Source organism: Gelidibacter sp. F63206 (assembly GCF_023015735.1).
Genome location: NZ_JALKAU010000076.1, coordinates 1 through 22365, shown reverse-complemented (window position 1 = coordinate 22365; position 22365 = coordinate 1). Strand labels below are relative to the sequence as shown.

26 protein-coding genes and 1 pseudogene are annotated in these 22365 nt (G+C 38.6%); 19 read left to right on the top strand and 8 right to left on the bottom strand.

The annotated features are described in order from the left end of the window. Together MWU32_RS04215 and MWU32_RS04210 are read left to right on the top strand one after the other, a co-directional pair. On the top strand, positions 1 to 2966 hold a 2966-nt coding region (locus tag MWU32_RS04215; protein WP_317235148.1), incomplete at its 5' end, for an RHS repeat-associated core domain-containing protein. A 2-nt stretch (positions 2967 to 2968) separates the two neighbouring features. After that, positions 2969 to 3523, top strand: coding sequence for a hypothetical protein (locus MWU32_RS04210; RefSeq protein ID WP_246938084.1), 555 nt, complete (start codon positions 2969 to 2971; stop codon positions 3521 to 3523). Positions 3524 to 3557: 34 nt separating this feature from the next. Here MWU32_RS04210 and MWU32_RS04205 read toward each other — a convergent pair whose 3' ends face one another. Beyond that, positions 3558 to 3932, bottom strand: coding sequence for a helix-turn-helix domain-containing protein (locus MWU32_RS04205; protein WP_246938082.1), 375 nt, complete (start codon positions 3930 to 3932; stop codon positions 3558 to 3560). A gap of 138 nt (positions 3933 to 4070) precedes the next feature. Here MWU32_RS04205 and MWU32_RS04200 point away from each other — a divergent pair, with 138 nt between their 5' ends. The 8 genes from MWU32_RS04200 to MWU32_RS04165 all read left to right on the top strand — a co-directional run bounded on the left by MWU32_RS04200 (position 4071) and on the right by MWU32_RS04165 (position 10083). After that, positions 4071 to 4994, top strand: coding sequence for a hypothetical protein (locus MWU32_RS04200; protein WP_246938080.1), 924 nt, complete (start codon positions 4071 to 4073; stop codon positions 4992 to 4994). Between the two features lie 405 nt (positions 4995 to 5399). After that, complete coding sequence (locus MWU32_RS04195; protein ID WP_246938078.1) at positions 5400 to 6098, top strand: hypothetical protein; 699 nt, start codon at positions 5400 to 5402, stop codon at positions 6096 to 6098. 2 nt (positions 6099 to 6100) lie between these two features. Then, positions 6101 to 6460: a hypothetical protein gene (locus MWU32_RS04190; RefSeq protein ID WP_246938077.1), complete on the top strand. Its 360-nt coding sequence runs from the start codon at positions 6101 to 6103 to the stop codon at positions 6458 to 6460. Then, positions 6450 to 6911 carry a hypothetical protein gene (locus tag MWU32_RS04185; protein ID WP_246938075.1) on the top strand — a complete coding sequence of 154 codons (462 nt, stop codon included), beginning with the start codon at positions 6450 to 6452 and terminating at the stop codon, positions 6909 to 6911. The genes MWU32_RS04190 and MWU32_RS04185 overlap by 11 nt, the downstream gene beginning before the upstream one ends. Further along, positions 6908 to 8176 (top strand): hypothetical protein, encoded by a 1269-nt coding sequence (locus MWU32_RS04180; RefSeq protein WP_246938073.1) that lies wholly within the window; start codon positions 6908 to 6910, stop codon positions 8174 to 8176. Before MWU32_RS04185 ends, MWU32_RS04180 begins: the two co-directional genes overlap by 4 nt. Continuing rightward, the gene (locus tag MWU32_RS04175) at positions 8164 to 8502 is read left to right on the top strand and encodes a hypothetical protein (RefSeq protein ID WP_246938071.1); all 339 of its coding nucleotides are present in this window, start codon (positions 8164 to 8166) and stop codon (positions 8500 to 8502) included. The genes MWU32_RS04180 and MWU32_RS04175 overlap by 13 nt, the downstream gene beginning before the upstream one ends. After that, positions 8486 to 8950: a type II secretion system protein J gene (locus MWU32_RS04170; RefSeq protein WP_246938069.1), complete on the top strand. Its 465-nt coding sequence runs from the start codon at positions 8486 to 8488 to the stop codon at positions 8948 to 8950. Before MWU32_RS04175 ends, MWU32_RS04170 begins: the two co-directional genes overlap by 17 nt. Then, entirely contained in the window at positions 8950 to 10083 is a 1134-nt protein-coding gene (locus MWU32_RS04165) for a type II secretion system F family protein (protein ID WP_246938067.1), read from the top strand. The genes MWU32_RS04170 and MWU32_RS04165 overlap by 1 nt, the downstream gene beginning before the upstream one ends. 502 nt (positions 10084 to 10585) lie before the next feature. Here the strand turns inward: MWU32_RS04165 and MWU32_RS04160 are convergent. Further along, entirely contained in the window at positions 10586 to 10828 is a 243-nt protein-coding gene (locus MWU32_RS04160; protein ID WP_246938066.1) for a hypothetical protein, read from the bottom strand. Between the two features lie 244 nt (positions 10829 to 11072). Between MWU32_RS04160 and MWU32_RS04155 the strand changes: the two genes are divergently transcribed. The 9 genes from MWU32_RS04155 (at position 11073) to MWU32_RS04115 (ending at position 17531) form a co-directional block, all read left to right on the top strand. Then, positions 11073 to 11219 (top strand): hypothetical protein, encoded by a 147-nt coding sequence (locus tag MWU32_RS04155; protein WP_166517889.1) that lies wholly within the window; start codon positions 11073 to 11075, stop codon positions 11217 to 11219. A gap of 10 nt (positions 11220 to 11229) precedes the next feature. Continuing rightward, positions 11230 to 11574 (top strand): single-stranded DNA-binding protein, encoded by a 345-nt coding sequence (locus tag MWU32_RS04150; protein WP_246938064.1) that lies wholly within the window; start codon positions 11230 to 11232, stop codon positions 11572 to 11574. Positions 11575 to 11649: 75 nt separating this feature from the next. Beyond that, positions 11650 to 12030, top strand: coding sequence for a DUF6876 family protein (locus MWU32_RS04145; RefSeq protein WP_246938062.1), 381 nt, complete (start codon positions 11650 to 11652; stop codon positions 12028 to 12030). An 11-nt stretch (positions 12031 to 12041) separates the two neighbouring features. Then, complete coding sequence (locus tag MWU32_RS04140; RefSeq protein WP_246938060.1) at positions 12042 to 12239, top strand: hypothetical protein; 198 nt, start codon at positions 12042 to 12044, stop codon at positions 12237 to 12239. 440 nt (positions 12240 to 12679) lie between these two features. Beyond that, complete coding sequence (locus MWU32_RS04135; protein WP_246938058.1) at positions 12680 to 13081, top strand: BfmA/BtgA family mobilization protein; 402 nt, start codon at positions 12680 to 12682, stop codon at positions 13079 to 13081. A gap of 11 nt (positions 13082 to 13092) precedes the next feature. Continuing rightward, complete coding sequence (gene mobB / locus MWU32_RS04130) at positions 13093 to 14124, top strand: MobB family relaxase (protein WP_246938057.1); 1032 nt, start codon at positions 13093 to 13095, stop codon at positions 14122 to 14124. A 9-nt stretch (positions 14125 to 14133) separates the two neighbouring features. Next, positions 14134 to 15714 (top strand): type IV secretory system conjugative DNA transfer family protein, encoded by a 1581-nt coding sequence (locus MWU32_RS04125; protein ID WP_246938055.1) that lies wholly within the window; start codon positions 14134 to 14136, stop codon positions 15712 to 15714. Positions 15715 to 15828: 114 nt separating this feature from the next. Beyond that, positions 15829 to 16554 (top strand): DUF6088 family protein, encoded by a 726-nt coding sequence (locus MWU32_RS04120; protein ID WP_246938053.1) that lies wholly within the window; start codon positions 15829 to 15831, stop codon positions 16552 to 16554. Next, positions 16554 to 17531: a nucleotidyl transferase AbiEii/AbiGii toxin family protein gene (locus MWU32_RS04115; RefSeq protein ID WP_246938051.1), complete on the top strand. Its 978-nt coding sequence runs from the start codon at positions 16554 to 16556 to the stop codon at positions 17529 to 17531. The genes MWU32_RS04120 and MWU32_RS04115 overlap by 1 nt, the downstream gene beginning before the upstream one ends. A gap of 57 nt (positions 17532 to 17588) precedes the next feature. On the opposite strand, the gene MWU32_RS04110 is transcribed toward MWU32_RS04115, so the two are convergent. The 6 genes and pseudogenes from MWU32_RS04110 to MWU32_RS04085 all read right to left on the bottom strand — a co-directional run. Further along, on the bottom strand, positions 17589 to 18443 hold the full coding sequence (locus tag MWU32_RS04110; protein ID WP_246938049.1) for a DUF4138 domain-containing protein: 855 nt from the start codon (positions 18441 to 18443) through the stop codon (positions 17589 to 17591). Positions 18444 to 18447: 4 nt separating this feature from the next. Further along, on the bottom strand, positions 18448 to 19371 hold the full coding sequence (gene traM / locus MWU32_RS04105) for a conjugative transposon protein TraM (RefSeq protein WP_246938047.1): 924 nt from the start codon (positions 19369 to 19371) through the stop codon (positions 18448 to 18450). After that, complete coding sequence (locus MWU32_RS04100; RefSeq protein WP_246937562.1) at positions 19352 to 19975, bottom strand: conjugal transfer protein TraK; 624 nt, start codon at positions 19973 to 19975, stop codon at positions 19352 to 19354. Before MWU32_RS04100 ends, traM begins: the two co-directional genes overlap by 20 nt. Positions 19976 to 19986: 11 nt before the next feature. Next, positions 19987 to 20820 carry a hypothetical protein gene (locus MWU32_RS04095; protein WP_246937564.1) on the bottom strand — a complete coding sequence of 278 codons (834 nt, stop codon included), beginning with the start codon at positions 20818 to 20820 and terminating at the stop codon, positions 19987 to 19989. A gap of 11 nt (positions 20821 to 20831) precedes the next feature. Beyond that, positions 20832 to 21401: a conjugal transfer protein gene (locus MWU32_RS04090; protein WP_163516781.1), complete on the bottom strand. Its 570-nt coding sequence runs from the start codon at positions 21399 to 21401 to the stop codon at positions 20832 to 20834. 1 nt (position 21402) lies between these two features. Next, positions 21403 to 22365 (bottom strand): annotated as a pseudogene (locus MWU32_RS04085) (TraG family conjugative transposon ATPase); the annotation flags it as partial.

Genomic DNA, 22365 nt, shown 5'->3' with positions numbered 1-22365 from the left:
CCCCAAGTCTATCGTTGGTTCCCGGTGCACTCGGCTATTATGGTCAGGGTGAACTCTACAAAACCGTCACCAGGGACGAGAACTGGACCAATGGGAAAGCGCACACGGCCGAGGAGTTCACCGATAAGCAGGGCAGGGTCGTGCTGAAGCGCACCTACGGCGATTCAAAAGTGGGGAGCGTGATCGTGCCCAACGCACCGCACGACACCTATTACGTGTACGATGACTATGGCAACCTGACCTACGTGCTGCCCCCGAAGATGGAGGCCTCTACCTCACCTTGGGCAACAGTCAATGCCCAATTGGACGAACTTGGTTATCAATATACCTACGACCACAGGAACCGTCTTGTGGAAAAGAAGATCCCAGGAAAAGACAGGGAGTACATCGTCTATAACAAACTGGACCAGCCCATCCTGACGCAGGACGCCAACCTGAGGGCACAGGACAAATGGCTGTTCACCAAATACGATGCCTTTGGAAGGGTGGCCTATACAGGGGAAATGACCAGGGGCATTGGCAGGGCAGCCTTACAGGATGATGCCGATCTCAGGAATCCGCAATTCGTTACCAAGCGAACCTCTGATACAACAATGGTTGGCGCAACGATCTATTATAACAACGAGTCCTACCCGGTAAATTTTATTACGGAGATCTTGACGATAAACTATTACGACAACTATACTTTTGATGGCTTTGTGGCCATGCCAGCAACACATGACGGGCAGAACATCCTGAATCATGACAACAGTCCCGGTACCCAGAAGTGGACCAAGGGACTGGCGACCGGCAGCAAGGTAAGGGTGCTCGACCAGGTCCCCGCCAAATGGATCACCACCTATACGGGATATGACACCAAGGGAAGCCCAATTTATGTAAAGAGCGTCAATGATTATCTGGTCACGACCGATGTGGTGATAAGCACTTTGGACTTTACGGGGGCCGTCGAAAAAACAAAATCCTGGCACACGAAGGACAATACGACCATTGAAACGGAGGACACGTTCACGTACGACCACATGGGGAGGTTGAAAAAGCAGACTCAGGAGCTGGTGGGCATGAAACCGACCGAGGTCATTGTTGAAAACACCTACGACGATCTTGGCCAGCTCACAGGCAAGGGTGTCGGCGGAAAAACCACCCAGGGCAGGCTGCAGAACGTTAGTTTTGCGTACAACATCAGGGGCTGGCTGAAACAGATCAACGATGTTGAAAACTTGGGGAACAACCTGTTTGGGTTCAAGATGAACTACAATAACAATGCCGAGGGTAGCGCCATTGCGCCCGCACTGTACAACGGCAATATCTCCCAGACCATTTGGCGCACTGCAAACGACAATACCAAGCGTGCCAGTGCCTATAGGTACGATGCCCTTAACAGGATCACCAGTGGGTATTTCAGGAAGGCCGATGCAAACGGGGCCTTGGAACAAGATGCAGGGCGCTATGACCTCTACGGGGTTGTTTACGACAAAAATGGCAATATAGCAAGTTTGAAAAGGAACGGGCACACGGCCGTGGATGCAGCTAGGATTGTGACTGACTATGGCGTGATGGACGACCTCACCTACGATTACCAGCCCAACAGCAACAAATTGATGAAAGTTACGGATGCTGCCCTTAATACATCAGGAATAGGTGAATTTAACGATCTCAACAAAGTGGGCAATGATTATGCCTATGACGCCAACGGCAACATGGTCAAGGACCTCAACAAGGAGATAGGAACATCAGATGTAAACGGTATCACCTACAATTATTTGAATTTACCAACGGAAGTCAAGTTCAGCGATTCAAATACGAGAAAAATTAACTATATTTACGATGCCACGGGCAATAAGCTGGAAAAGAAAGTGACAGAGGGCATTGAGATAACAAGAACATATTATGCGGGGAACTATGTTTATCAGGGAAGTTTATTGAAATTCTTTAACCAGCCGGAGGGCTATGTGGATGCCGAAAATGGTTTTGACTATGTGTACCAATACAAGGATCACTTGGGGAACGTCAGGTTGTCCTACTCGGACCTCGATTTAAATGGCGCTATCGACCCGAATACGGAAATCCTCGAAGAGAACAATTATTATCCCGGCGGATTAAAACACAAGGGATACAATAATGTAATTAATGGTACAGACCATCCTTATGGATTTAACGGAAAGGAAGAGAGCAACGAACTTGGCTTGAACACACTTGATTTTGGGGCGAGGAATTATATGCCTGATTTAGTTCGATGGGGTAATATTGACCCACACGCTGAATCTTATTATAGTCTCTCGCCTTATACAGCTATGGCAAACAATCCTATCAACTTCATAGATCCCGACGGAATGGATATTCTTTTTTGGAAATATGATGAAAAAAATAAGGAATGGAATCAAGTTGGTTTTGATGCTTTAGATAAGGACGTACAGAAGTCTCTTGTTGCTTTTGCAAAGACCGATGAAGGTTATAGTTTCCTGTCTGACTTTGCTAATGAGGGAGATAAAATAGGGGACGTTGAATTTGGTAAAGATGGAAAATATGCAAAACACGAATTATCATACGGGCAAAGATCAAAGTGGTATGTGGGGAATGGAAGTTCGGATTATCAGATAAAAAATGGAAAAGTCGTTCTTGAATGGACCATAAATACAAAAGTTGAAGATAAGACCACTGAAGGAATGGCTATTACCAATGGACACGAAGCATTTATTCACTTTGAACAATATGTCGATGAATTAATAGAGGCCTTTGAAGCGGGTGATAAAGCAAGACTAAGAGAAATTCAAAAGGAAAGAAATGCTGTAACACCGCGAGGTCGTGAAGGTGGAGCGAATGAGCACGATGGCTATTTAGACCAAGATAGTAAATATAGTAGAATGCGTTCGTACCTTAGTCAACTTAAGCATATTATGAATCCCGCACAGGTTAGAAAGGCTCAGCAGGGTCACGATGAAAACTTGAAAAATTGGAGAGGTAATTAATTATGAGAATAATAATAGTTATTTTGTTACTGGTAATATTGAGTAGCTGCAATTCTAATAAAAACGTAGAAAATTTTTATCGTGTATATTCATCCGATATGGATGTAGCGGCATTTTATAAAATAAAGTCTCATTATGTAGGTAATAAAAGGGTCGATAGTATTTTTAGATATAATGAGAAAGGGGAGCTTGAAGAAGAGTATCAAGAATATTACAGTTTGCACAAAAATGGCATTACTGCAACAGTTTCTTTAGAGGAGAATGCTAAAATTTTACAAGAGTATAGAACTTGGAAAATAGATAGCTGTGTTGAAACAAAAGAAAACGTAGGTGTAAAAATCCAGATATGTTATAAAGGTGATAAGACCTTAAAAATTAATGATAGAAACTATTCAGGAGCTCATTATTTTATAGAACGATCAATGCATACCGATGGCGTGGAAAGGAAAAAAGTTTTTGATGATAGTTTTATATTACTTGAAGAAGAATATCTTTCAGGTTTTTTGAAATATTATAAGATTGAAAGGATGGTTAAGAGACCAGACGTGTTGAAATAGATAAATAATTTAAACCGCCCAAGTGGCGGTTTTTTTATGCAAGCTGTTTTTGCAGGTCCTTTTGAAAAACAAAGGCTTTTAGCATCGCCTTGACGCTCGAAATATCCTCATCACTTAACTGCTGAACCTTGTTGAACAACTGTAAGAGTTCGGCATCGTTCAGCTTGTTGCTTACAATCTGTTCGTTAGAGCCGTAAATAAGCGCATCCGTAGAAACTTCCAGCGCATCGGCGACCTTCTTGGCCACGTCAATCGTTGGCGATGTCAAATTACGCTCGTAACGTGAAATATGCGTTGCGTGGACATCGATCATCTTGGCAAGCTCGCCCTGTGAAATATCCTTGTCCGCCCGTATCTTCTTTAAGTTATCGCCAAACGACATAAGTGTAATAATAAGAGAGTTAAACATCAAAAATGTTTTACAAAGTTAACTTTTTATAGACATAAATTACGATAGTGTTGAAAATAATAATCAAAGTGTATATTTTTAAATAAACAAAAAGTATATATTTGTAGTCAAATATGATTAGTAAAATATTTTTCAACAATGCTAGATACTTCCAACCCGAACAGCTACGAATACCACACAAAACATTTACAGGTAAATATCCTTGGCGGTCTAAAGACCAACAAAATGGAGAGCCTGCGGGTAACCTTGAGCGTACAGAAACCAGAGAGCTACAACATATTGCGCCACAGCCTCGATCTGTACAACGATAACCAAGTGGAAAAGTTTACCCGAAAAATAGCGGAACGCCTGGAGATAGGCACGAGCGTAGCACGTAGAACATTGCAAGATTTAACCAAAGAACTCGAAAACTACCGCTTTTTATTAGTTGAAAAAGAAACCATTGCCAGCCAACCCTTTTTTAAAGAACTGTCAGCAACGGAAACCAAAACAGCCGAAACCTTTTTAAAGGCTAAAAACTTACTGAAACGCACCAACGACCTAATCGGAAAGTTTGGCGTAATCGGAGAAGAAACCAACAGGCAGACGATGTATCTAATTTTTACATCTCGGAAAACAAATAATCCATTGCATTGCATCAGCTTGGGAAGTTCCGGAACGGGAAAAACACACCTTCAATCCAAAGTGTCCGAACTTATACCGGAAGAGGATAAAGTGGAAATCACGGTATTATCGGCAAACGCTTTTTACTACTTCAACCGCACGGAACTGCAACACAAATTAATTTTAATCGAGGACTTGGACGGAGCGGAAAGCGTACTCTATCCACTTCGGGAACTGCAATCTAAAAAACGCATCACAAAAACGGTCGTCCACAAAGATGCAAAAGGCGACACCAAAACAATCCATCTAACGGTTGAAGGTCCTGTAAGTGTTGCAGGTTGTACCACACAGGAAAGTATTTACGAGGATAACTCAAACCGTAGCTTCCTTTTATACATCGACGAGAGCGAGGAACAGGACAAGAAAATAATGGATTACCAAAGACTTATTAGTGCATGAAGGCTAAATCTGAAGTATATTATAAATCTTAAGCCTTTAGAAGCTATTAATCTTTTTAGAATATAGTCATAAGTATTTTTAGAATGACCAACCACCTTATTATGTTGTTTATTAATAAAAGTACATCAAAACAATATTTATTGACTCCTAACAATTGTTGTACAGTGCCAAATAGAATATAAATTTAGGAAATAAGATATTCATTTCTCTTTGGTGTTTTGTAACAGAATTGACTTTAATTGATTTTTGATAGTAATCCTGTTTTACCGCCTACACCTTCCATTCCAAGTGCCTTACCATTTGTAATGGCAAACCTTACTTTTTCTCGCTGATGTTCCCGTATTTTAGTGAATCAACTAAAATTCACTTATGTGCCTATATCGATTTGGTTTATTCTGTTGGTTTATGATGATTTCAAGTTGTAAGACGGTTTCAGTACAGAGCAAGCAATATCAAACAACAACAAAACAAGTTGCTCTTGGTGCCGTTGGTATTGATGAAACTTATGATTTTGAAAGAACTTACAGCTACTCAGGTATTCCCAATTATACAGTTCCTATCAAAGTGCAAGTGACACCAATAGCATTCAATAAAACAAAATTTAAAGCATTTAGTAGCGCTAGGGAATTTCAAACTTCAAAAGTCAATCTTAATTTTGTGGATTCGTTACCGGAAAAACCTAAATTTCTTAATATTGAAACCTTTGATAAAGTAGGATTAATCAATCTGTTGAACAGTTCAGAAAACGGAGCCATAAAAACTTACTTACAAGACCAAAACCAATCCCATGTGGTCACCAATATTTCGATTGCTTTAAATGAAAAGGATATGGAAGATCTGACGAAAGCACAAGCGGTTTTTATTGAGCATATAGGGTTAAAAACGCTTGGCTTAAGTCTTTACTCCAATAAGGCCTTAACGCGAACGATAAGTTTTAACGACGGAGTAGTCTTCGCGTACAGAGCAGCTTCGGTTTGCTGGAAGGAAAATAGTAAGTATCAATTGGAAATCGTGGAGTTAGTGGAAGGTGACAACCGCTGTCCAAACCAGACCTATAGTTCAGCAAAACGAGCCAAAAGGAAAGTGGATTACTTTAAATTTTAGAAATGAAAAAAAAGATATCAATATTGATCACGATAGTAGGCATTTTTGGTTGTCATGACATTATAGAATTGGAGGACATTTCAAAGAACACTGTTGTCCTTGTTGCCCCTTTCAACAATGCTGTTTTACAAACGACAACCTTAAATTTTTCATGGGAGCCAATGGTTGATGCTGATAATTATCAGATTCAAATAGCAACGCCCAATTTTGACAACCCTTTGCAAGTAGTTGTTGATTCGACGGTAACCACAAATAATGTTTCATTTGATTTAGAAATCAATACCTATGAATGGCGTGTAAAAGCAAAAAATTCGGGTTACGAAACACTTTACAGTCAACAAGCTTTTATCATTGAAGAATAAAACCAAAACATATCTATTGTTAGTTGCGGTGCTCAGCGTCTGGGGTATCTTTGGTTATAAAATAATTTCTACTTTGAGTCCTGTACAACCCGAAACGCATTCTCAACAACTTTCTATCAATTTTAAACCGAAACCAACAATTGAAAATGATACCTTTTCCATCGAGCCCGTTTTGAGAGATCCATTCTTGGGAACCATAAAAAACAAAAAAGTATCATCTGTAATAACCACGAAAAGAACTGTCCCAATAGAATGGCCCAAAGTAATTTATGGTGGTATGGTAAAAAAACAAAATACCAATGCGCATATTTTTGTGTTGAACATCAACGATACGCAATACTTACTAAAAAAAGGACAGCGTGTTAATGACGTTACCATGGTGAGAGGGAATTCAAAAGAAGTTGTCATTCGCTACAAAAATGAACCACGAACTATTACACTTCAAGAATGATAAATACAAAAGTAAAAGCTGGAGCCTTGCAATTGACGCTTTTTATAGTTGTTGTGATTGCTTTGCTGCTGGCTTCATTTTTGATTTTTGTACATACATACACTCAATTTAATGTCCAATCTAACTTTGTTGTGGAAACGACCCAAAATGCGAACAACGGAATTCAATATGCATTGCATCATGGTATCCCTTTGAATGATAGCACCATGATTCAATCTAAGGATGACGATTATAAATCTTTAAAAATCACCAGGGCCTACTGGGGCCTTTTTGAGAAGATTTCTTCAGTGGCGAGTATTAAGAATTATAAGTTTGAAAAGATGGCTTTAATTGGTGGCTCCCAATCCAAATTAAACAGAACGGCCCTTTTCCTGGAAGATAATAATAAACCATTGGTGTTAGTTGGAAAAACAAGGATTGAAGGATTGGCTTATTTGCCTGAGAGAGGAATAAGAACAGGAAATATATCTGGGCATTCTTATTATGGAGATCGATTACTCTATGGCAGTACCAGAAAAAGCAACAAATTTCCAAAAGTGCTTTCTGAATTGGAAGAACATTTAGAACATATTTTTACCGACGAACAAACGAATTTTTTGGATATTAGTAAAGCCCAAGAATTTAAAAATTCATTTTTCGAACCACTTCAACTCGTTTATAGTCCAGACGAGATTCGTTTGGAAGCAATGACAATGACTGGATATATTATGATACAATCAGAGACCAGAATTGTAGTTGAAGCTTCAAGCAACCTAAAAGATGTCGTTTTAATTGCACCTACGGTTGAAATTAAAGACCATGTCATTGGGACATTTCAGGTCATTGCAACCGAATCTATTAGTGTCGGTGAGAATTGCAAGTTGCACTATCCCTCCGCTTTGGTGGTTTATAATGAAAACATAATAATTCCGAGTGAACAGCAGACCTCAGATGATGAAGTGATTGCCATTACTATCAATGAAGGTTCAACCATAAACGGCGTGGTATTCTGGTACACACCTCCAAAAACTAGAAATTATGATCCACAGGTTCTAATCAATGAGAAGGTAATCATCAATGGGGAGGTGTTTTGCAATAGCAATTTAGAACTAAAAGGCACGGTCCATGGTACCATCTATACTTCAAACTTTGTTGCAAGGCAATCTGGTTCTATTTATCAGAACCATATTTATAATGGAACTATAATTGTTGGTATGCTCCCCCAGGAATATGTGGGACTACCATTTGAATCTTCAAAAAAAGGTGTTGTGAAATGGCTGTATTAAAGAAAATAGGGGCATCTACATTGATGGAGACTTTAGTGGCAACAGTGATCATTGTTATAATCTTTATGATCGCCAGTATGATTCTGAATAATTTATTTTCAAATACAATTAAGAGCAATACAAGAGCAATTGATGCCCATATAAACGAATTGCAATACCAGTATCTCAATGGCAAATTAAAAACACCTTTTAGTGATGATTATGATGAGTGGCAAATATCAGTGACTCTATTTAAAAGTAATGACATCAGCCATGTTGAATTTGAAGGAAAAAATCCAAATACAAGCCAAATTATTGTAAAAGAGCTTCGTGAATCTGAAAACTAAAATAAAAGCTTTCACCTTAAGTGAAATGGTCATTGTGATGATCTTAACAGCAATAGTAGTTGGTCTTGCATTTTCCATTCTTACTATCGTTCAAAACCACATGAAAAAAATCCAGGGTAATTTAGAGTTGAGTATGGAACTCAATAAGTTGGAGCAGTCATTCAATTTGGATTTCAACCGGTTTTCTAAAATAGAATACGACCATATTGAGGACGCTTTATTGTTTTCTTCAGAGTTAGAGGATCGCACCTACTTTTTTGGTTCAGATTATATTATTAAGGATAAGGATACTTTTCATATTCGATTGCACCAAAAGCAGTTTTATTTTGATGGTGATGAAATTGTATTTGGTAAGATAGATGCGTTGAAACTTGAAACGACCAAAGCGACCCAAAATCAAGTCATATTTGTTTTCAGGCAGAATGACGCAACCCTATATATGAACTAATGGCATTTCAATTAGAGAACATACAGAAAAATAAAAAAGTGGTTTCTAATAAGGAAGGCATTGAAATCTTGCTTAAAAAGGAAATCAACTTATTTGGCAGTTCCTTTTCTAATAAAGTAAAGGAAGATTTTTATACGGAAATGAGTGTGCTCCTTAAAGCTGGGGTGAACATAAAGGAAGGTCTTGAACTGGTAGCTGATTCCCAAAATAAAAAGCAAAATCAGGAGATAGTCCATTCGATTTCGGAAAGTTTAGTTTCAGGACAGAGTATTTCGAATGCCATAAAACATCAAAAGCCATTTACTGATTATGAGTTTTATTCATTGAAGATAGGTGAAGAAACAGGAACTTTGGGTCGAGTAATGGAGCAATTGGGAGGGTTTTTTGCAAGAAAGAATGAACAGCGCAGAAATTTGATCAGCGCACTGACTTATCCAGTGATCATCTTAACCACGGCAGTTTTAGTAGTGGTGTTCATGTTACAATTTGTGGTCCCTATGTTTCAGGATATTTTCAAACAGCAGAATGTAGAGCTTCCCGCAATTACCGAATTTATAATGGACCTTTCAGAGATCATGAAAACTTATGGTTGGCTCTTGTTGGTTCTGATAGTTGCATTGTTGTTATCAAGAACATTCTTAAACAAAAAACTATGGTTTAAAAAAGTTAAGGACAGCATGGTTTTACGGATTCCTTATCTTGGAAACTTTGTCAAGACGGTCTATCTATCTCAATTTACACAAGCTGTTTCGTTACTCACCGGATCTAAAGTGCCTGTAGTAAACAGTATTCAATTGGTAAAACAGATGATCGATTTTTATCCGTTGCAAACAGCCTTAGAAGCGGTAGAACAAGAAATTCTAAAAGGATCCTCCTTAAGTCAAAGTTTAAGGCAACACAAACTGTTTGATGCCAAGATGATAGCATTGGTAAAAGTGGCTGAGGAGACCAATCAAACAGAATTTATCTTCGACCGACTCAATAAACAATACAGTGCGCAAGTGCAACAACAATCGAAAATGCTCTCTACCATCATGGAGCCAATGATCATTCTTTTTGTAGGCGTCTTGGTTGGGGTAATATTGGTGGCCATGTATTTGCCGATGTTTAGGTTGAGCAGTGTGATTGGGTGATTTTTTTAAAATCGATAAGAATTTCATGAAATGAAAATATAATAGCTGTTATGGCCAAAATATTGATGAAAATGATAATTTAAAAAATGGTCTTGTTTTATTACTTAGGTTTGGCCGAAATATTATAATCGATAATTCTTCAATAACTTGCGAAGTTCACTATGTTATTCACATTGAATCGCAATAACTAATAGGGTACACTTTACGATTAATTTACAAAATAAATACTTGACGAAATGTTTTAAGAGTTTCTTCTATCTAGAGCTGTCAAAAAAGTGCGAGTTCTTATTACATAATAAAAGAGGTCAATATCATATTAGGGAAATGAGTTTTACAAGCCGATCAGCCCATTCCCCTGCATTCCGCTGAAAATGCTTCATTCCGGGAAAAGCACTTTCCTGAAAAAGTCTTGGACAAAACTCCAAATACTCCGATTTCCATTATGTTAATCCTGCCTGAAAAACAGCAACAACACTCCATTCCCAATCTCCATCTTTGAAGTTCAGTCCGCTTTAGATCCTACTTTAAAAGGATAATCCGTTTTCATAATTCGTTCAGCCCATTCCCCTGTATTACGCGAAAAGCTCCATTTCGGGAAAAGCGCTTCACTTAAAAAGTCTTGGACACCATCCCCAATTTCTACTTTCCATTCCGCTAACACGGTCCGCTGCGCCGGAACGGCACGCTTCATTCCCAATCCGAAATCGTGAACGGAGTCCGCCAAATCGGAATTCCATTTCCTCATTTGGTGCCGCTTCCAACATTATTGTACTTCACAAAAGTCTTTAGAAGCACTTCCGCACCCTCGCTGCCCTAACCTTTTTTTGCCAGCAAAATACCAACATTTTGAACTTGAACAGACTGCATAAACCGTTGCGCTGCGCTTCACTTTTTATAAGTCCTTATCAATTCAAAATCTTGAAACTGTATCAGCAACAAAAAAAGGTAACAGCGAGGGCGCTATGGGAAGTAAATCTAAAATAAAACTTATGAAATCTTACAAAAACATCAAAAAGGAAGCGACACCAAAAAAAACAAAAAAGGAAAACGCTCAAGATATAATAAGTAAATCACTTCAAAAAAATATTACAATAAACTGTCTGAATGGTTCAGATAGTATTTTAATTAATCTTTAATTCTTTTATTATGAGCACTTTAAAAAATCACGTACAGTTAATCGGAAACGTTGGACAAGAGCCAACCATTACAAACCTTGAAAGCGGTAAAAAAGTAGCCCGTTTTTCACTCGCAACTAACGAGTATTACAAGGATGCCAAAGGCGAGAAACAAACAGAAACCAATTGGCATACCGTTGTGGCTTGGGGCAAGACTGCCGAAATCATCGAAAAATTTGTAGTTAAAGGCAAAGAAGTAGGTGTTACGGGAAAATTGAAATCCCGAAGCTACGAGGACAAAGAGGGTATCAAGCGATATGTTACCGAAATCGAAGCAAATGAAATCCTTTTGCTTGGAAGTAAAAACGACAAGTAATCTTAAAATTAAAGAGGGCGTTCCTCTCGAAAGTTGCGCCCTCTTATCATTATTAACTTTTTAAATCAAAATAAAATGAAAGCACAAGTTAACGAAATCAAAGAAGGATTGCAACATTTTCACGGAACGGAAATGTTCTATCAAATCCCATTATTGGGAACACGTTTTACGGACGGATTAAAATACCTTGCTAATGTAGCGGATTGTTTTTGGCTCATTACGGACACTTCAGTAATTGCAAAAAGTCTGAGGTGTCGAACCGAGTTTGTCACCATCGACTTTAAAAGATTGTCTATAGAAGAACAGGATATTACAGGTTATGAAGCTGAAATTATTTATACCGATGGTAACGATAATATTTTAGAAAAACATGGTTATAGGGTCACCGATTTTCCACTCGATGAACTGCGATTGTATTTTGTAAATGATACGCTGATGCTTCCAAGTGAATATTAAATTCTAAAGCTATGGTATATCTGAATTTTACAGACTTGAGCCAAGAAGCTCAAAACCGACTTTTGGAAACTTCCAAAGAAGATGTGAAACGAAAATTTGGGGATAGCATTCGCAAATACGTAAAAGAAAATTATGGCTGTTTTGAAACAATAATTGAGGAAGAGGCAATGCGGAATTTATATTCTTATACCTACGTTTTCAATATATAGTTTTCAGCATATATGAAACAAGCACCTCTGAACTAGAGGTGTTTTTGTGTTTAATTAATCCTATATCAAGAAAAAATTACTATCTTTATTTCGCTGGAATTCAGCATTCAAATTAAAGTAAGGTTATCCACTTTTCGACTTTCGCCGATACCCTTACACATCGAAAAATAACATATCGGAAAATTATTTTCCTAAAATGGCAATCGGTTTTTTCAACCGGATTGTATGGATTTTTGTCACGCTTGCGCGTGACGAAAAGGAATAGCAAGAGGGTAACGGGCAGAGCCACGTTACATATTCCTTTTAACGTATAAGTCATTGATTTTCAAGCATATGAAAATTAATGGATTATGTAAATTTCTTCGATTTGCGTCAAATGCCTCCAAACAGCCTGTAAACAGGGATGGATTTACGTCAAACACACAAAAAAGCGAAAGAAAATGGATTCATTCATCACTATCAGGTTCAAAAGGAAAACCGCTAAACGTTTTCAAGAATTTTCAAAAAAGAACTTTAAGACCCATACAGAAACGATGGAAGCTATTCTTGATTTCTTCTTCTATAACGAGATATCGCCAAAAGAAAAATTAGGTCCAACAGGACGAACCATAGAAGCCAAATTATTAAAAAGAATCAATGCCGTAATCGCTATAATGAGGGATGTTGAAAAGACCCAAACCAAGCCTACTGTTGCAATGTTGGAATCACTTTTTCAGATTGATGAACAGAAAAAGAAACCATTGATTTTGGAAAAGAAAGTTATGGAAGAAAAAGGAAACATTCGGTTTGCTGCTTCTAAGGCAGACAGACAAGAAAAGGAAAACGGCAACAACGGAGTTTAAAATTTTATGCTATGTACATCACAATCACAGCTCAAAAAATGGGAGGCAATTATTCAAAAAGTTCGGCTGATTTTGTCAGCTATCTGGAGAAGGAAAATCAGAGTTTGGAACAGGAAGATATGGAACATTTCTTTAACCAATATGGAGACGAGATTTCAGCAGAGGAAGTGGTCATAGAAATAGATGGCAATACTTCAAAACTTGAAAAGCACGAACCAAGGTTTTATTCTATTACCGTAAGTCCTTCAAAATACGAACTGAAACGATTACAGAACCATAGTCAAGATTTGCAAAAATATACCCGTGAGATTATGAAGGATTATGTGGCTTCGTTCAATCGTGAAATCAATGGACGACCAATAAACATAGACGATATAAAATATTATGCAAAAATTGAACACCAAAGAACGTTTAAAGGAACGGACTTTCAGATAAAAGAAAACCAACCGTATGCCACAAAAATACTTCAGCTTAAAACTGAAATCCGAAATGTTCAAGATGGACGTACTGAAGGGAATGTGAAAAAATTGGAAAAAGAAATTGGGAAACTTGAAAGAGAGGCGCCGCATCAACAGAACGGAAAACGAATCGTACAGGGAATGCCAAAAGCAGGAAACCAAAGTCATATCCATATTATTGTGAGCCGTAAGGATGCTTCCAATAAATTCAGCTTGTCTCCAGGAAGTAAATACAAAGCTTCCGATGTTGAATTAAATGGTAAAACGGTAAAGCGGGGATTTGATAGGGATGGATTTTTTACAAAAGCAGAAAAGACTTTTGATAAGACTTTTGACTATCAAAGGAACTTCGCTGAAACCTATAAAGCAAGAAAGGAATTCATCAAGAATCCGAAAATCTATTTTGCTTCACTAATGAAACTGCCCACCAACGAAAAAGCATTAGCGTTCAAAATCATGGGGAAAGGTGGCATCCCGATGATGCCAAGTATTCCTGTCACACAGGCACAATTGGCAATGAAAATATTTAATAGACTACGACGTGGTGCGGAAGTGGCCATAAAATCAAGTTCCATTGGGATCTAATTTAAAACTATGCAATTGGACAATCTCGTAACGGTACTTTTTACTATTGGTTTGGCCAGTAGTGCTTTCTATGGAATATTCCGGATAAGCAGATATGCATTTGTCGTCAATTTTCTATTGATTGGCACTCTTGTGTATTATTTAGCTGAACGATTACCATTGGTGCAAATTGCACTCTATTTTGTTTGCCCTCTCTCATTAATTAATTTGGGATTGTACGTTTTTTTGCACAAAACGGACAAACCTAAAAATGGAAATGCCAAATATCAGGTCAATTTTGCAACTACCAAAGGAAAATTCAAATTGGACAATATCAAACGTGGCGCGTCCATCATCGGTTCTGCGGGAAGTGGAAAAACAGAAAGTGTGGTGTATGGATTCCTGAAACACTTTCAAAAGGAATGTTTTTGCGGGATTATTCACGATTATAAAGATTTTGAACTGACCGAAATGGCATATCCACTTTTCAAGGATGGCGAAATCCCTTTTAAGGTTATTTCCTTTGATAAAATCATCCATAGGGTAAATCCGATTGCACCAGGGTATTTAGAGAATGAGGAAAGCGTCAATGAGGTGTCAAGGGTGCTGATTGAAAATCTCTTAGAGCAGCGGGAATCAGGTACATCTGGAACGACCAAATTCTTTAACGATGCCGCGGAAGGCTTGATTGGTGGCCTGATCTGGAAACTAAAAACCACCTATCCACAATTCTGTACGCTTCCACATTTGATTGCTATTTACCAATACTTGGACACGGACAGCCTGATCAAGTTTTTGGAGACGAATACGACATCGAGGGCAATGGCAGATGCGTTTATTAGTGGGAAGGATTCGGAGCGGCAGACGGCAGGGGTCAAAAGTACCTTGGCTAATGCGCTGAAGCGAATCAGCACACAACGCATTTTCATGGCATTATCTGAAGATGAGGTGCCGCTCAATATAAATAGTCCAGAAAATCCTTGTGTGATTTCCATAGTGAACAACCCCAAATTTGAAACCTCCTATTCGCCAGTGATCGCTACCATTATTCACACCATCACAAAGCAAATGAGCGTCCGGAATTCTAAACCATCTTTTCTCTTGATGGAAGAAGCGCCTACGATACGATTGTTGAATATGCACCGTATTCCTGCGACACTTCGAAGCTATAATATTTCTACGATTTACGTGATGCAGGACAAAATTCAGAACGATATGATGTATGGGGATAAAGCGAGTAAAGCGATTTTAAGCAACCTTTCCTATCAATTTTTTGGAAAGGTCAACGATCCGGATACGGCTAAATATTATGAACGGTTCTTTGAGATCATTAAGGATCTCACCAAAAGTGTGAGCCGCGGTTATAGTCTTGATTTTGATACGCGCATCACTACAGGTGAAAAGGAGATCCCTAAAATTAGGGCGGATGTCTTCTTTAGATTGAAACAAGGAGAGTTCATTACCTATGCAGATGGTAAGGATAAGAGGGTTCAGTTTAAGTTGCGGCCAATTAAGAGACAATTGCCGCAACCAACAATTGGATTTTCTGAGGAGGATTTAGCAGCTAATTTTGAACGAATTTATAAGGAAACCAGGTCTATTTTTAAATAGCATTATCATAGCTTATCACTCCGTTTTAATCATTCCGTATATTTTATGTCAAGTAAAAACATGTAAAAACTTGACAAAGATTAATCTAAATGTTTATCTTTGTAGCATAACACTATGAATATAACTACGTCCATAAAAACTAAAATTGCCCGTATAGATACTGGAGAAGTATTTACATACGATACGCTTGATATTTCTCAAAATGAATTTTCTGCTGCAGCAAAGGCTTTGAGTCGCATGGTTTTCAGTGGAAAAATCAGGAGATATAAAAATGGCATGTATTATAAACCTAAACAGACAGCCTTTGGAGAACTAAAGCCCAGAGAGGACGAATTGCTTAAAAATTATCTCTTTGAGAACGGCAAACAAGTGGCATATATAACTGGTGTCCGATTATACAATCAACTTGGGTTGACCACGCAAGTTCCTAACGTTGTGAGATTGGCAAGTAGGGATAAAGAGATAAGGACGAAAATTGGAAACCTCATTATAAAACCTGCGAAGAGTTATGTAGATGTCACAATAAAGAATGTGCCTTTGCTACAGTTATTGGACGTAATGAAGGATTTTAATCACATTCCAGATATGGATAAAAGGACAGGGGTTGATTTTTTGAAGAAAGAAATAGAAACCCTTTCCAAAGAAGATAAAAGAAGATTGACTAATTTTGCCAAAGAATATCCCCCTAAGGTTCGGGCATTGTTGGGAGCAGTTCTTGAAAGTCTTTCATTGGACGATTTGAGTGGTTCATTAAAAGCAAGCATTAATTATTTGAGCAGCTATGAATTTGGTATATCTGAAAGAATATTGCCTACCATTTCAAACTGGAATATTGTCTAATGAAATTACACCATTATAAAGGGGCCTTTGAAGGCGCAATTGTAGCAACTGCCCAACACTTGGGAATTGCCGAAATCTATGTGGAAAAAGATTACTGGGTAACTTTTGCGCTCAAACAGATTTTTATGGATCCTAATTCCAAGAATATAGCTGTTTTTAAAGGAGGAACATCGCTTTCCAAGTGTTTCGGGATCATTGATCGCTTTTCGGAAAATATTGATATCGTTGTGATAAAAGACCATGAAGAAACGGACAATTCATTGAAAAGGAAACTCAAAGAAATAACAACTGCATTGGAAGGCGTAATGACTGTCATTCCTGACCACCCATTGGAAAACAAGCGTGGGAAAATTAGAAAATTGGTCTACGGATATGATAAGGTTGGAGTTAAGGGGGCATTTGGCCAAGTTCGGGACCAGATTGTACTTGAGGTATCAAGTCTTGGTAGTTCACATCCCTCGGAAAAAGTCAGGGTCCATTCAATGATTACAGCATTTATAGGCACCACCAATAACCTGGATCTTATCAAAGAATATCAACTTGAACCTTTTGAAGTAAAGACATTAAGCATAGAGCGTACTTTTTGTGAAAAAATAATTAGTCTGGTGAGATTTTCTTATACGGAATTTCCGTTAGAAGATTTGGCAAATAAAATACGCCATACTTATGATTTGCACCAACTGCTACAAGAGGATAGAATATCTTCTTTTTTGAATTCTGATAATTTTGAATCGATGCTTTTACAGGTTGGAAAGGATGATGATAAAGCAATACCCAAAGATAAGGAATGGCTATCCAAACATCCTTCGGAATCTTTGTTTTTCAGCAGAACAGAAAAAGTTTGGGAAACCCTAGGCAAAACCTATTCAACTTCCTTTAAGGAATTATTGACAGGGGAACTTCCCAATGAAAGTAAGGTGCTTGCATCGTTACTGACCATTGGTGAAAAATTGAAAATGATAGCATGGAAAATATGATTCGTTGAATTAGTTGATCTTACATTTTTCTTAAAAGGTACATGTTTGGTTGTATTTCTAATTCGGATTATTGACATATCTATGGGATATTTTCATTTCAATATTTCGTTCGCCATCTTTTTCGTTCAGCTCTAAAATAGCCCTACGGTCGCTTGAGAGTGAGAATTTAGGCAAGACATATACGAGTCGCACAGATTCACCTTTTATTATTTTAGAAGGTAGGTTCTTTGTGAAAATCGGCTCTTGATAGAGGCGTTGTAAAGATTTCCGTTTTCCTTTCTGTTTTGTTTCGATGGAAACCTTAAGGAAGTTTAGATCGTAATCCAGGGTAGACCTATTTTTGATGTGGATAACGAAGTAAAGTTCTTCACTATTAAAAACGATATCTTCCACACTTAAAATGATTTCTTGTTTTCCTTTTTTGATTCTACCATTGCACTGCTTTCTTTCAAGAAGATAAGAGCTGAATTTTTGATAATAATCGCTATTATTAATAATAATTTCCTTGGATCCAGCCAGAATTGAATCCTTCACTTTAGGCTTTTCGTTCCCGATACTGCTCGACATTGGAATGAAATAATTCAATTTTGATAGCTCCGATTTATATCTAACAATATATGAGAATACTGAACCGTTTCTATTGATGACCAGAAGATTGCTGTCCTTTCCGGGAGTCGCTTGCAGCAATCCAAAATATTGCTCCTTCTCTCGGTTATAGGTAAAAACAAAATTTTCTGATCCGGTAATGCCCTGTCGAATGGGTTCTGGGAAGAAGAGGGCGACATTCATGGTGTCATTGGCATAAATCGTGTCCATGACCGTAATGTTTTGGTCTTTTGCTTGTGCTGTACAGTAGAGTGATACTGAACTGCACGCCATAAAAATGATTGGAATTAAAGAATGTGTTTTCATAAGATTAAGGTTTTAAAATAAGTTGGTAATTGTTCAGCACGGTTACTTTCACACTGCGGTTATGACGTTTGAGTACTTTGCTGATGCTACCAACTTGGGGGATACTTGGAATATTGATGTCGCCGATAATGTCGTCCACAACTTCATCGGTGGCTTCAGCACGAAAATTATTTTCGATATAAATGCCCTCGCTGCCATCCTGAAGATCGTAGGCTTTGAGCTTGGTTGGTTGGTGTTGGATATTTTCGATGTTGATCATTGCGCGATTGGGTTGGAAATTGATGAACCCAAAAACAAGGGTATTTTTTGGCACTTGCTTGTTATTGATCACTGCAGCTTTGGTAAGCCGCATTCGCAATCGGCTATTGGTTTTCACGACCTGATCGCCATCGACAACGACATGGATGGTTTCATCGGTAGTACCAATCACTGAATTGTCATCAGGTTTGGGTGACGCAGCAAAGAACAATTGATGTTCCAGGCCCAGTTCCTTGGCTTCAATCTTCTGTTCTCTTTTTATTTCTGTAGAATCTATTTCTTGTACTTTTTTGGTTTCTGGCTTTCTTTCTCCAAGAACCTGATAGGACCGTTCAGAATAGTTGATTTTCCCTGCGGAATAGATGCTATCCACAATCCGCTCTTTTTCTCGTTCGGGTAAGTCCCGATCATAAAAGCCCAGGGAGTCCATCAGTTTTTCATCATAAATACTGGGCGCATTGGTTTCTCGAACGTCCTTCAGATCGTTGAGGGCATCCAATTTGGATTTATACTGTTTCTGGGTTTCTTCCAGGGGAGGTACCAACGTCTGCTTTAAATGTTCACTTTCACTTTTGCCATCGTCCATAACCATCAGGGTATAGGCCACTAGGAATAAGACAATCACGGCCATTACGGTCGCGAAGACCATTTTATTTTTTTCTATTTTCATTGGAGATTTTTTTTAAGGTGTTTTCAAAATAATCGGTGATCAATAATCCGTGCGGATTGTTCGGGAAGTTCCGGTCAACCAAAATCAGATTGCCAGTGGATACCAATTCATAAGTATCGGTAATCGACCCTCTGTTGATTTCAAAAATGGTGGTGGTCGTAAATCTATGGTTACCGTTGGACTCGGTAATTCTCGAATCGATGCTTTTCACTTTTTGAACCAAGGAATATTGCAGTAAACGATTGTACACCCCATCGGCTTTTTTTTGTCGGTATACATTGTCCACAGAACTATCGCCCAACCACAGTGCTTTTTGTAGATGACGCTCATAATTGCTCGCATCGATATTATAAAAATAGGTATGGAACAATTCCAAATGTGCCAGGGCCTCTACCATGAAGTTCTCTTTTTGGGTGACGAGCTTTAGGGGAATAACACTGCCGTCGGTGTTGATGGCGAAAGCATGGTTGAGGGCATTTTTATGGGTTGTAAAGGCGATCCAAACGGAGAATGTACTAGCCGTAAAGGCACAAACAACAACTGCCAAAACAATAAGTCTATTCAATTTGAGGAGGTTGTAAATGTTCTGATAAGGTGTTTTCATGACATGCTACTTTAATTGTTGAATAATCTGAGAGTGAAGGAGGTGGCCCGCGCATATAGCCTGAATTTTAGAAACACGATAAAGCCTACTGAGCCCAACTGTACCACCGGTGCGAAGAACCCTTGCCCGAAGTCGGTACCGAATAGGTTGGTCCAAAAATTGGTGTTTATTTCGGTGTAAATGGCGTTGATAAAGATGTTGACCAGAAAAAAGGCGGGGACAAGCATATACACTGCAGCATAAAGTTTGAAAAATGAATAGGCAAGCGATCGGAATTTCTCAAATACCGCCAGACTGATGACCAATGGAAAAAATGCCTGCATGATCCCCAAGAGGAAAAATCGTTCCGCTAAAAAAAGTGGATAGATAAACAGGTCAAGAATCCAAAGAATGACACTCAGGATAAAGGCTAAAATCTTGAATCCATACAGCGGGGTTACCAAGGCCTCATAGAGTAATGTCATGGCACTTTTCATCGCATCCATGAGATTGATATCCTCTTCTATCGCAATGTCCTGCAAATGCAAAGGCAGCAGGGCAGGAGCGGTCCCGCGATATTGTGATTCGATCGCCACGAGAATGGCATCAAAGAACCCCAATACCTGAGTTGAAAAGATGACTAATAGGACCACGGCAAAATTCTTGGCGAGTTCACTTGGGCTCAATCCCCAAGTGTACCCATCCTTGTCCACAATACCTTCATTGTATTTTTTTAGAATATTGACCAGAAAAAACAGTACGGCGAGCGTCTTCATACCCGCAATGGTATATTGTGAAAAACTGCTGTTCTGTATGGTCTGGAAAATCGTATCGATATATTCCAGTCCGATTCCTAAAATAATCATACTGATCTTATTTAATATGTGGTGTTTCGATTATTGATTTTGTCCTGCATTTTTCTAAAGGAAATGATGTCTTTGTAGCGCCGAGTTCTAATGCTTATATTGGAAACCATTTCTTTGGATTCTTCCTCTTTTTGTTTCAGTATGTTGGCACGTTCGGCATCGCTCATTTTGAGATAATCACTCGAAAGAATCTGATCAATGAAGTCCATGGTCTCCAATGAATTTTGGACAATGGCATTGAACGATTCGGAGATGCGTGTCATTTCATCTGGCTTTATATAGGGAGAATTGAGAATGGCCCTTAAATCATTCTGCATGACCTGGATCAACCGTTGGTTGTTCCGCCCAATCTCCCTGACGGCATTCATCTGCCGGACCACATTGTTGACGGTCTCGAGATTTTCCTTTTGCTGTTTCAGAAATTCAACGGTCTTTAAAAGCTGTGAGGTCTGTTTGGCCGATTCCACGAGTGATTTTGTCAGACTTATAAAGTTGGTATTGTCGTAAACGGGCATGCCTTGTGCATGGGTTTTAATGCTTAATACCAAGACGATTCCTGTGATGAGAAATTTAATTTTCATTTTATTTTGATTTAGAGGTGAATTCAATGATTGCTTTTTTCATATCGCGATGATTCTCATAGAGAATCATTATTTCTTCATTTTCCTGTCCATCCGTTAAATAGGCCGCATATACCTCCTTTGGAACTTCAAGTCTGAAAATGTTGCTTTCCTTCCCGATCTTGATGAACATCTCCGTATACTTTCGTGGTCCTGAGAAATTGTTCTTGATGGATTTCAATTGGTTCAGGTCGTGACTGGATAGGTTGAGCCTTTTGACCAGCTCGGCGTAGCCTTTCTCATTGTTTAGACTGTAAATGACCTGTGTGTTTTCCAAAATGCTGGCAGAAGTAGCGTTGCTCGGAAGTTGGTTGATGGATTGCAGAATAATGCCTATGGCACCATTTTGTTTACGGATGGCTTGATAGTAGAATTCTACACTTTCAAGGACATTATCGAACTTCAGCTGCTTGGCAAATTCATCAAAAAGGATCATGCCTTTTTCAGCGCGATTTTTCCAGATGGTCCGTTGTATGGCCGATTTGATCAGTTTCAACATGACGGACAGGATTTCCTTGTTGTCCTTTACTTCATCCAGTTCAAAGACGATCAATCGTTTGTCTTCGATCTTATAGGTCTGGTCCTCGTTGGTTTCAAAAAGAAAACTGTAGAGCCCATTGCCTACGTATTCCGACATGACATGCAAAAAGCTTGTGACATTGAAATAATCGGAATGGATGTTCAAGGTGTTCAGAAGGTCCTTCTGATGTTTTTCTATAAAATTGTAGCAACTTTCCAATGAATGACCCTCTTCAGTGGCTTCGTAATAATAGCGCAGTATTTTCTTGATGGAAACGGATTGTGCCTTGGTAATTTTCAGATCCGAAGCAAAGAGTTCGAAAAGGAATACGGATAGATCTTCAAGTCGTTCGGGCGTGAGGTCATTTTGATGGCTGATGTAGAACGGATTGATGCCTAAGTTTTT

What these genes read in the sequence shown, in the direction of transcription:
- MWU32_RS04175 (WP_246938071.1), top strand. Translation starts at nt 8,164, where the DNA reads ATGGCTGTATTAAAGAAAATAGGGGCATCTACATTGATGGAGACTTTA.
- MWU32_RS04195 (WP_246938078.1), top strand. Translation starts at nt 5,400, where the DNA reads ATGATGATTTCAAGTTGTAAGACGGTTTCAGTACAGAGCAAGCAATAT.
- MWU32_RS04160 (WP_246938066.1), bottom strand. Translation starts at nt 10,828, where the DNA reads ATGAGGAAATGGAATTCCGATTTGGCGGACTCCGTTCACGATTTCGGA.
- MWU32_RS04165 (WP_246938067.1), top strand. Translation starts at nt 8,950, where the DNA reads ATGGCATTTCAATTAGAGAACATACAGAAAAATAAAAAAGTGGTTTCT.
- MWU32_RS04125 (WP_246938055.1), top strand. Translation starts at nt 14,134, where the DNA reads ATGCAATTGGACAATCTCGTAACGGTACTTTTTACTATTGGTTTGGCC.
- MWU32_RS04140 (WP_246938060.1), top strand. Translation starts at nt 12,042, where the DNA reads ATGGTATATCTGAATTTTACAGACTTGAGCCAAGAAGCTCAAAACCGA.
- MWU32_RS04205 (WP_246938082.1), bottom strand. Translation starts at nt 3,932, where the DNA reads ATGTTTAACTCTCTTATTATTACACTTATGTCGTTTGGCGATAACTTA.
- traM (WP_246938047.1), bottom strand. Translation starts at nt 19,371, where the DNA reads ATGAAAATAGAAAAAAATAAAATGGTCTTCGCGACCGTAATGGCCGTG.
- MWU32_RS04120 (WP_246938053.1), top strand. Translation starts at nt 15,829, where the DNA reads ATGAATATAACTACGTCCATAAAAACTAAAATTGCCCGTATAGATACT.
- mobB (WP_246938057.1), top strand. Translation starts at nt 13,093, where the DNA reads ATGTACATCACAATCACAGCTCAAAAAATGGGAGGCAATTATTCAAAA.
- MWU32_RS04095 (WP_246937564.1), bottom strand. Translation starts at nt 20,820, where the DNA reads ATGATTATTTTAGGAATCGGACTGGAATATATCGATACGATTTTCCAG.
- MWU32_RS04115 (WP_246938051.1), top strand. Translation starts at nt 16,554, where the DNA reads ATGAAATTACACCATTATAAAGGGGCCTTTGAAGGCGCAATTGTAGCA.
- MWU32_RS04110 (WP_246938049.1), bottom strand. Translation starts at nt 18,443, where the DNA reads ATGAAAACACATTCTTTAATTCCAATCATTTTTATGGCGTGCAGTTCA.
- MWU32_RS04190 (WP_246938077.1), top strand. Translation starts at nt 6,101, where the DNA reads ATGAAAAAAAAGATATCAATATTGATCACGATAGTAGGCATTTTTGGT.
- MWU32_RS04090 (WP_163516781.1), bottom strand. Translation starts at nt 21,401, where the DNA reads ATGAAAATTAAATTTCTCATCACAGGAATCGTCTTGGTATTAAGCATT.
- MWU32_RS04145 (WP_246938062.1), top strand. Translation starts at nt 11,650, where the DNA reads ATGAAAGCACAAGTTAACGAAATCAAAGAAGGATTGCAACATTTTCAC.
- MWU32_RS04200 (WP_246938080.1), top strand. Translation starts at nt 4,071, where the DNA reads ATGCTAGATACTTCCAACCCGAACAGCTACGAATACCACACAAAACAT.
- MWU32_RS04100 (WP_246937562.1), bottom strand. Translation starts at nt 19,975, where the DNA reads ATGAAAACACCTTATCAGAACATTTACAACCTCCTCAAATTGAATAGA.
- MWU32_RS04155 (WP_166517889.1), top strand. Translation starts at nt 11,073, where the DNA reads ATGAAATCTTACAAAAACATCAAAAAGGAAGCGACACCAAAAAAAACA.
- MWU32_RS04180 (WP_246938073.1), top strand. Translation starts at nt 6,908, where the DNA reads ATGATAAATACAAAAGTAAAAGCTGGAGCCTTGCAATTGACGCTTTTT.
- MWU32_RS04135 (WP_246938058.1), top strand. Translation starts at nt 12,680, where the DNA reads ATGGATTCATTCATCACTATCAGGTTCAAAAGGAAAACCGCTAAACGT.
- MWU32_RS04150 (WP_246938064.1), top strand. Translation starts at nt 11,230, where the DNA reads ATGAGCACTTTAAAAAATCACGTACAGTTAATCGGAAACGTTGGACAA.
- MWU32_RS04210 (WP_246938084.1), top strand. Translation starts at nt 2,969, where the DNA reads ATGAGAATAATAATAGTTATTTTGTTACTGGTAATATTGAGTAGCTGC.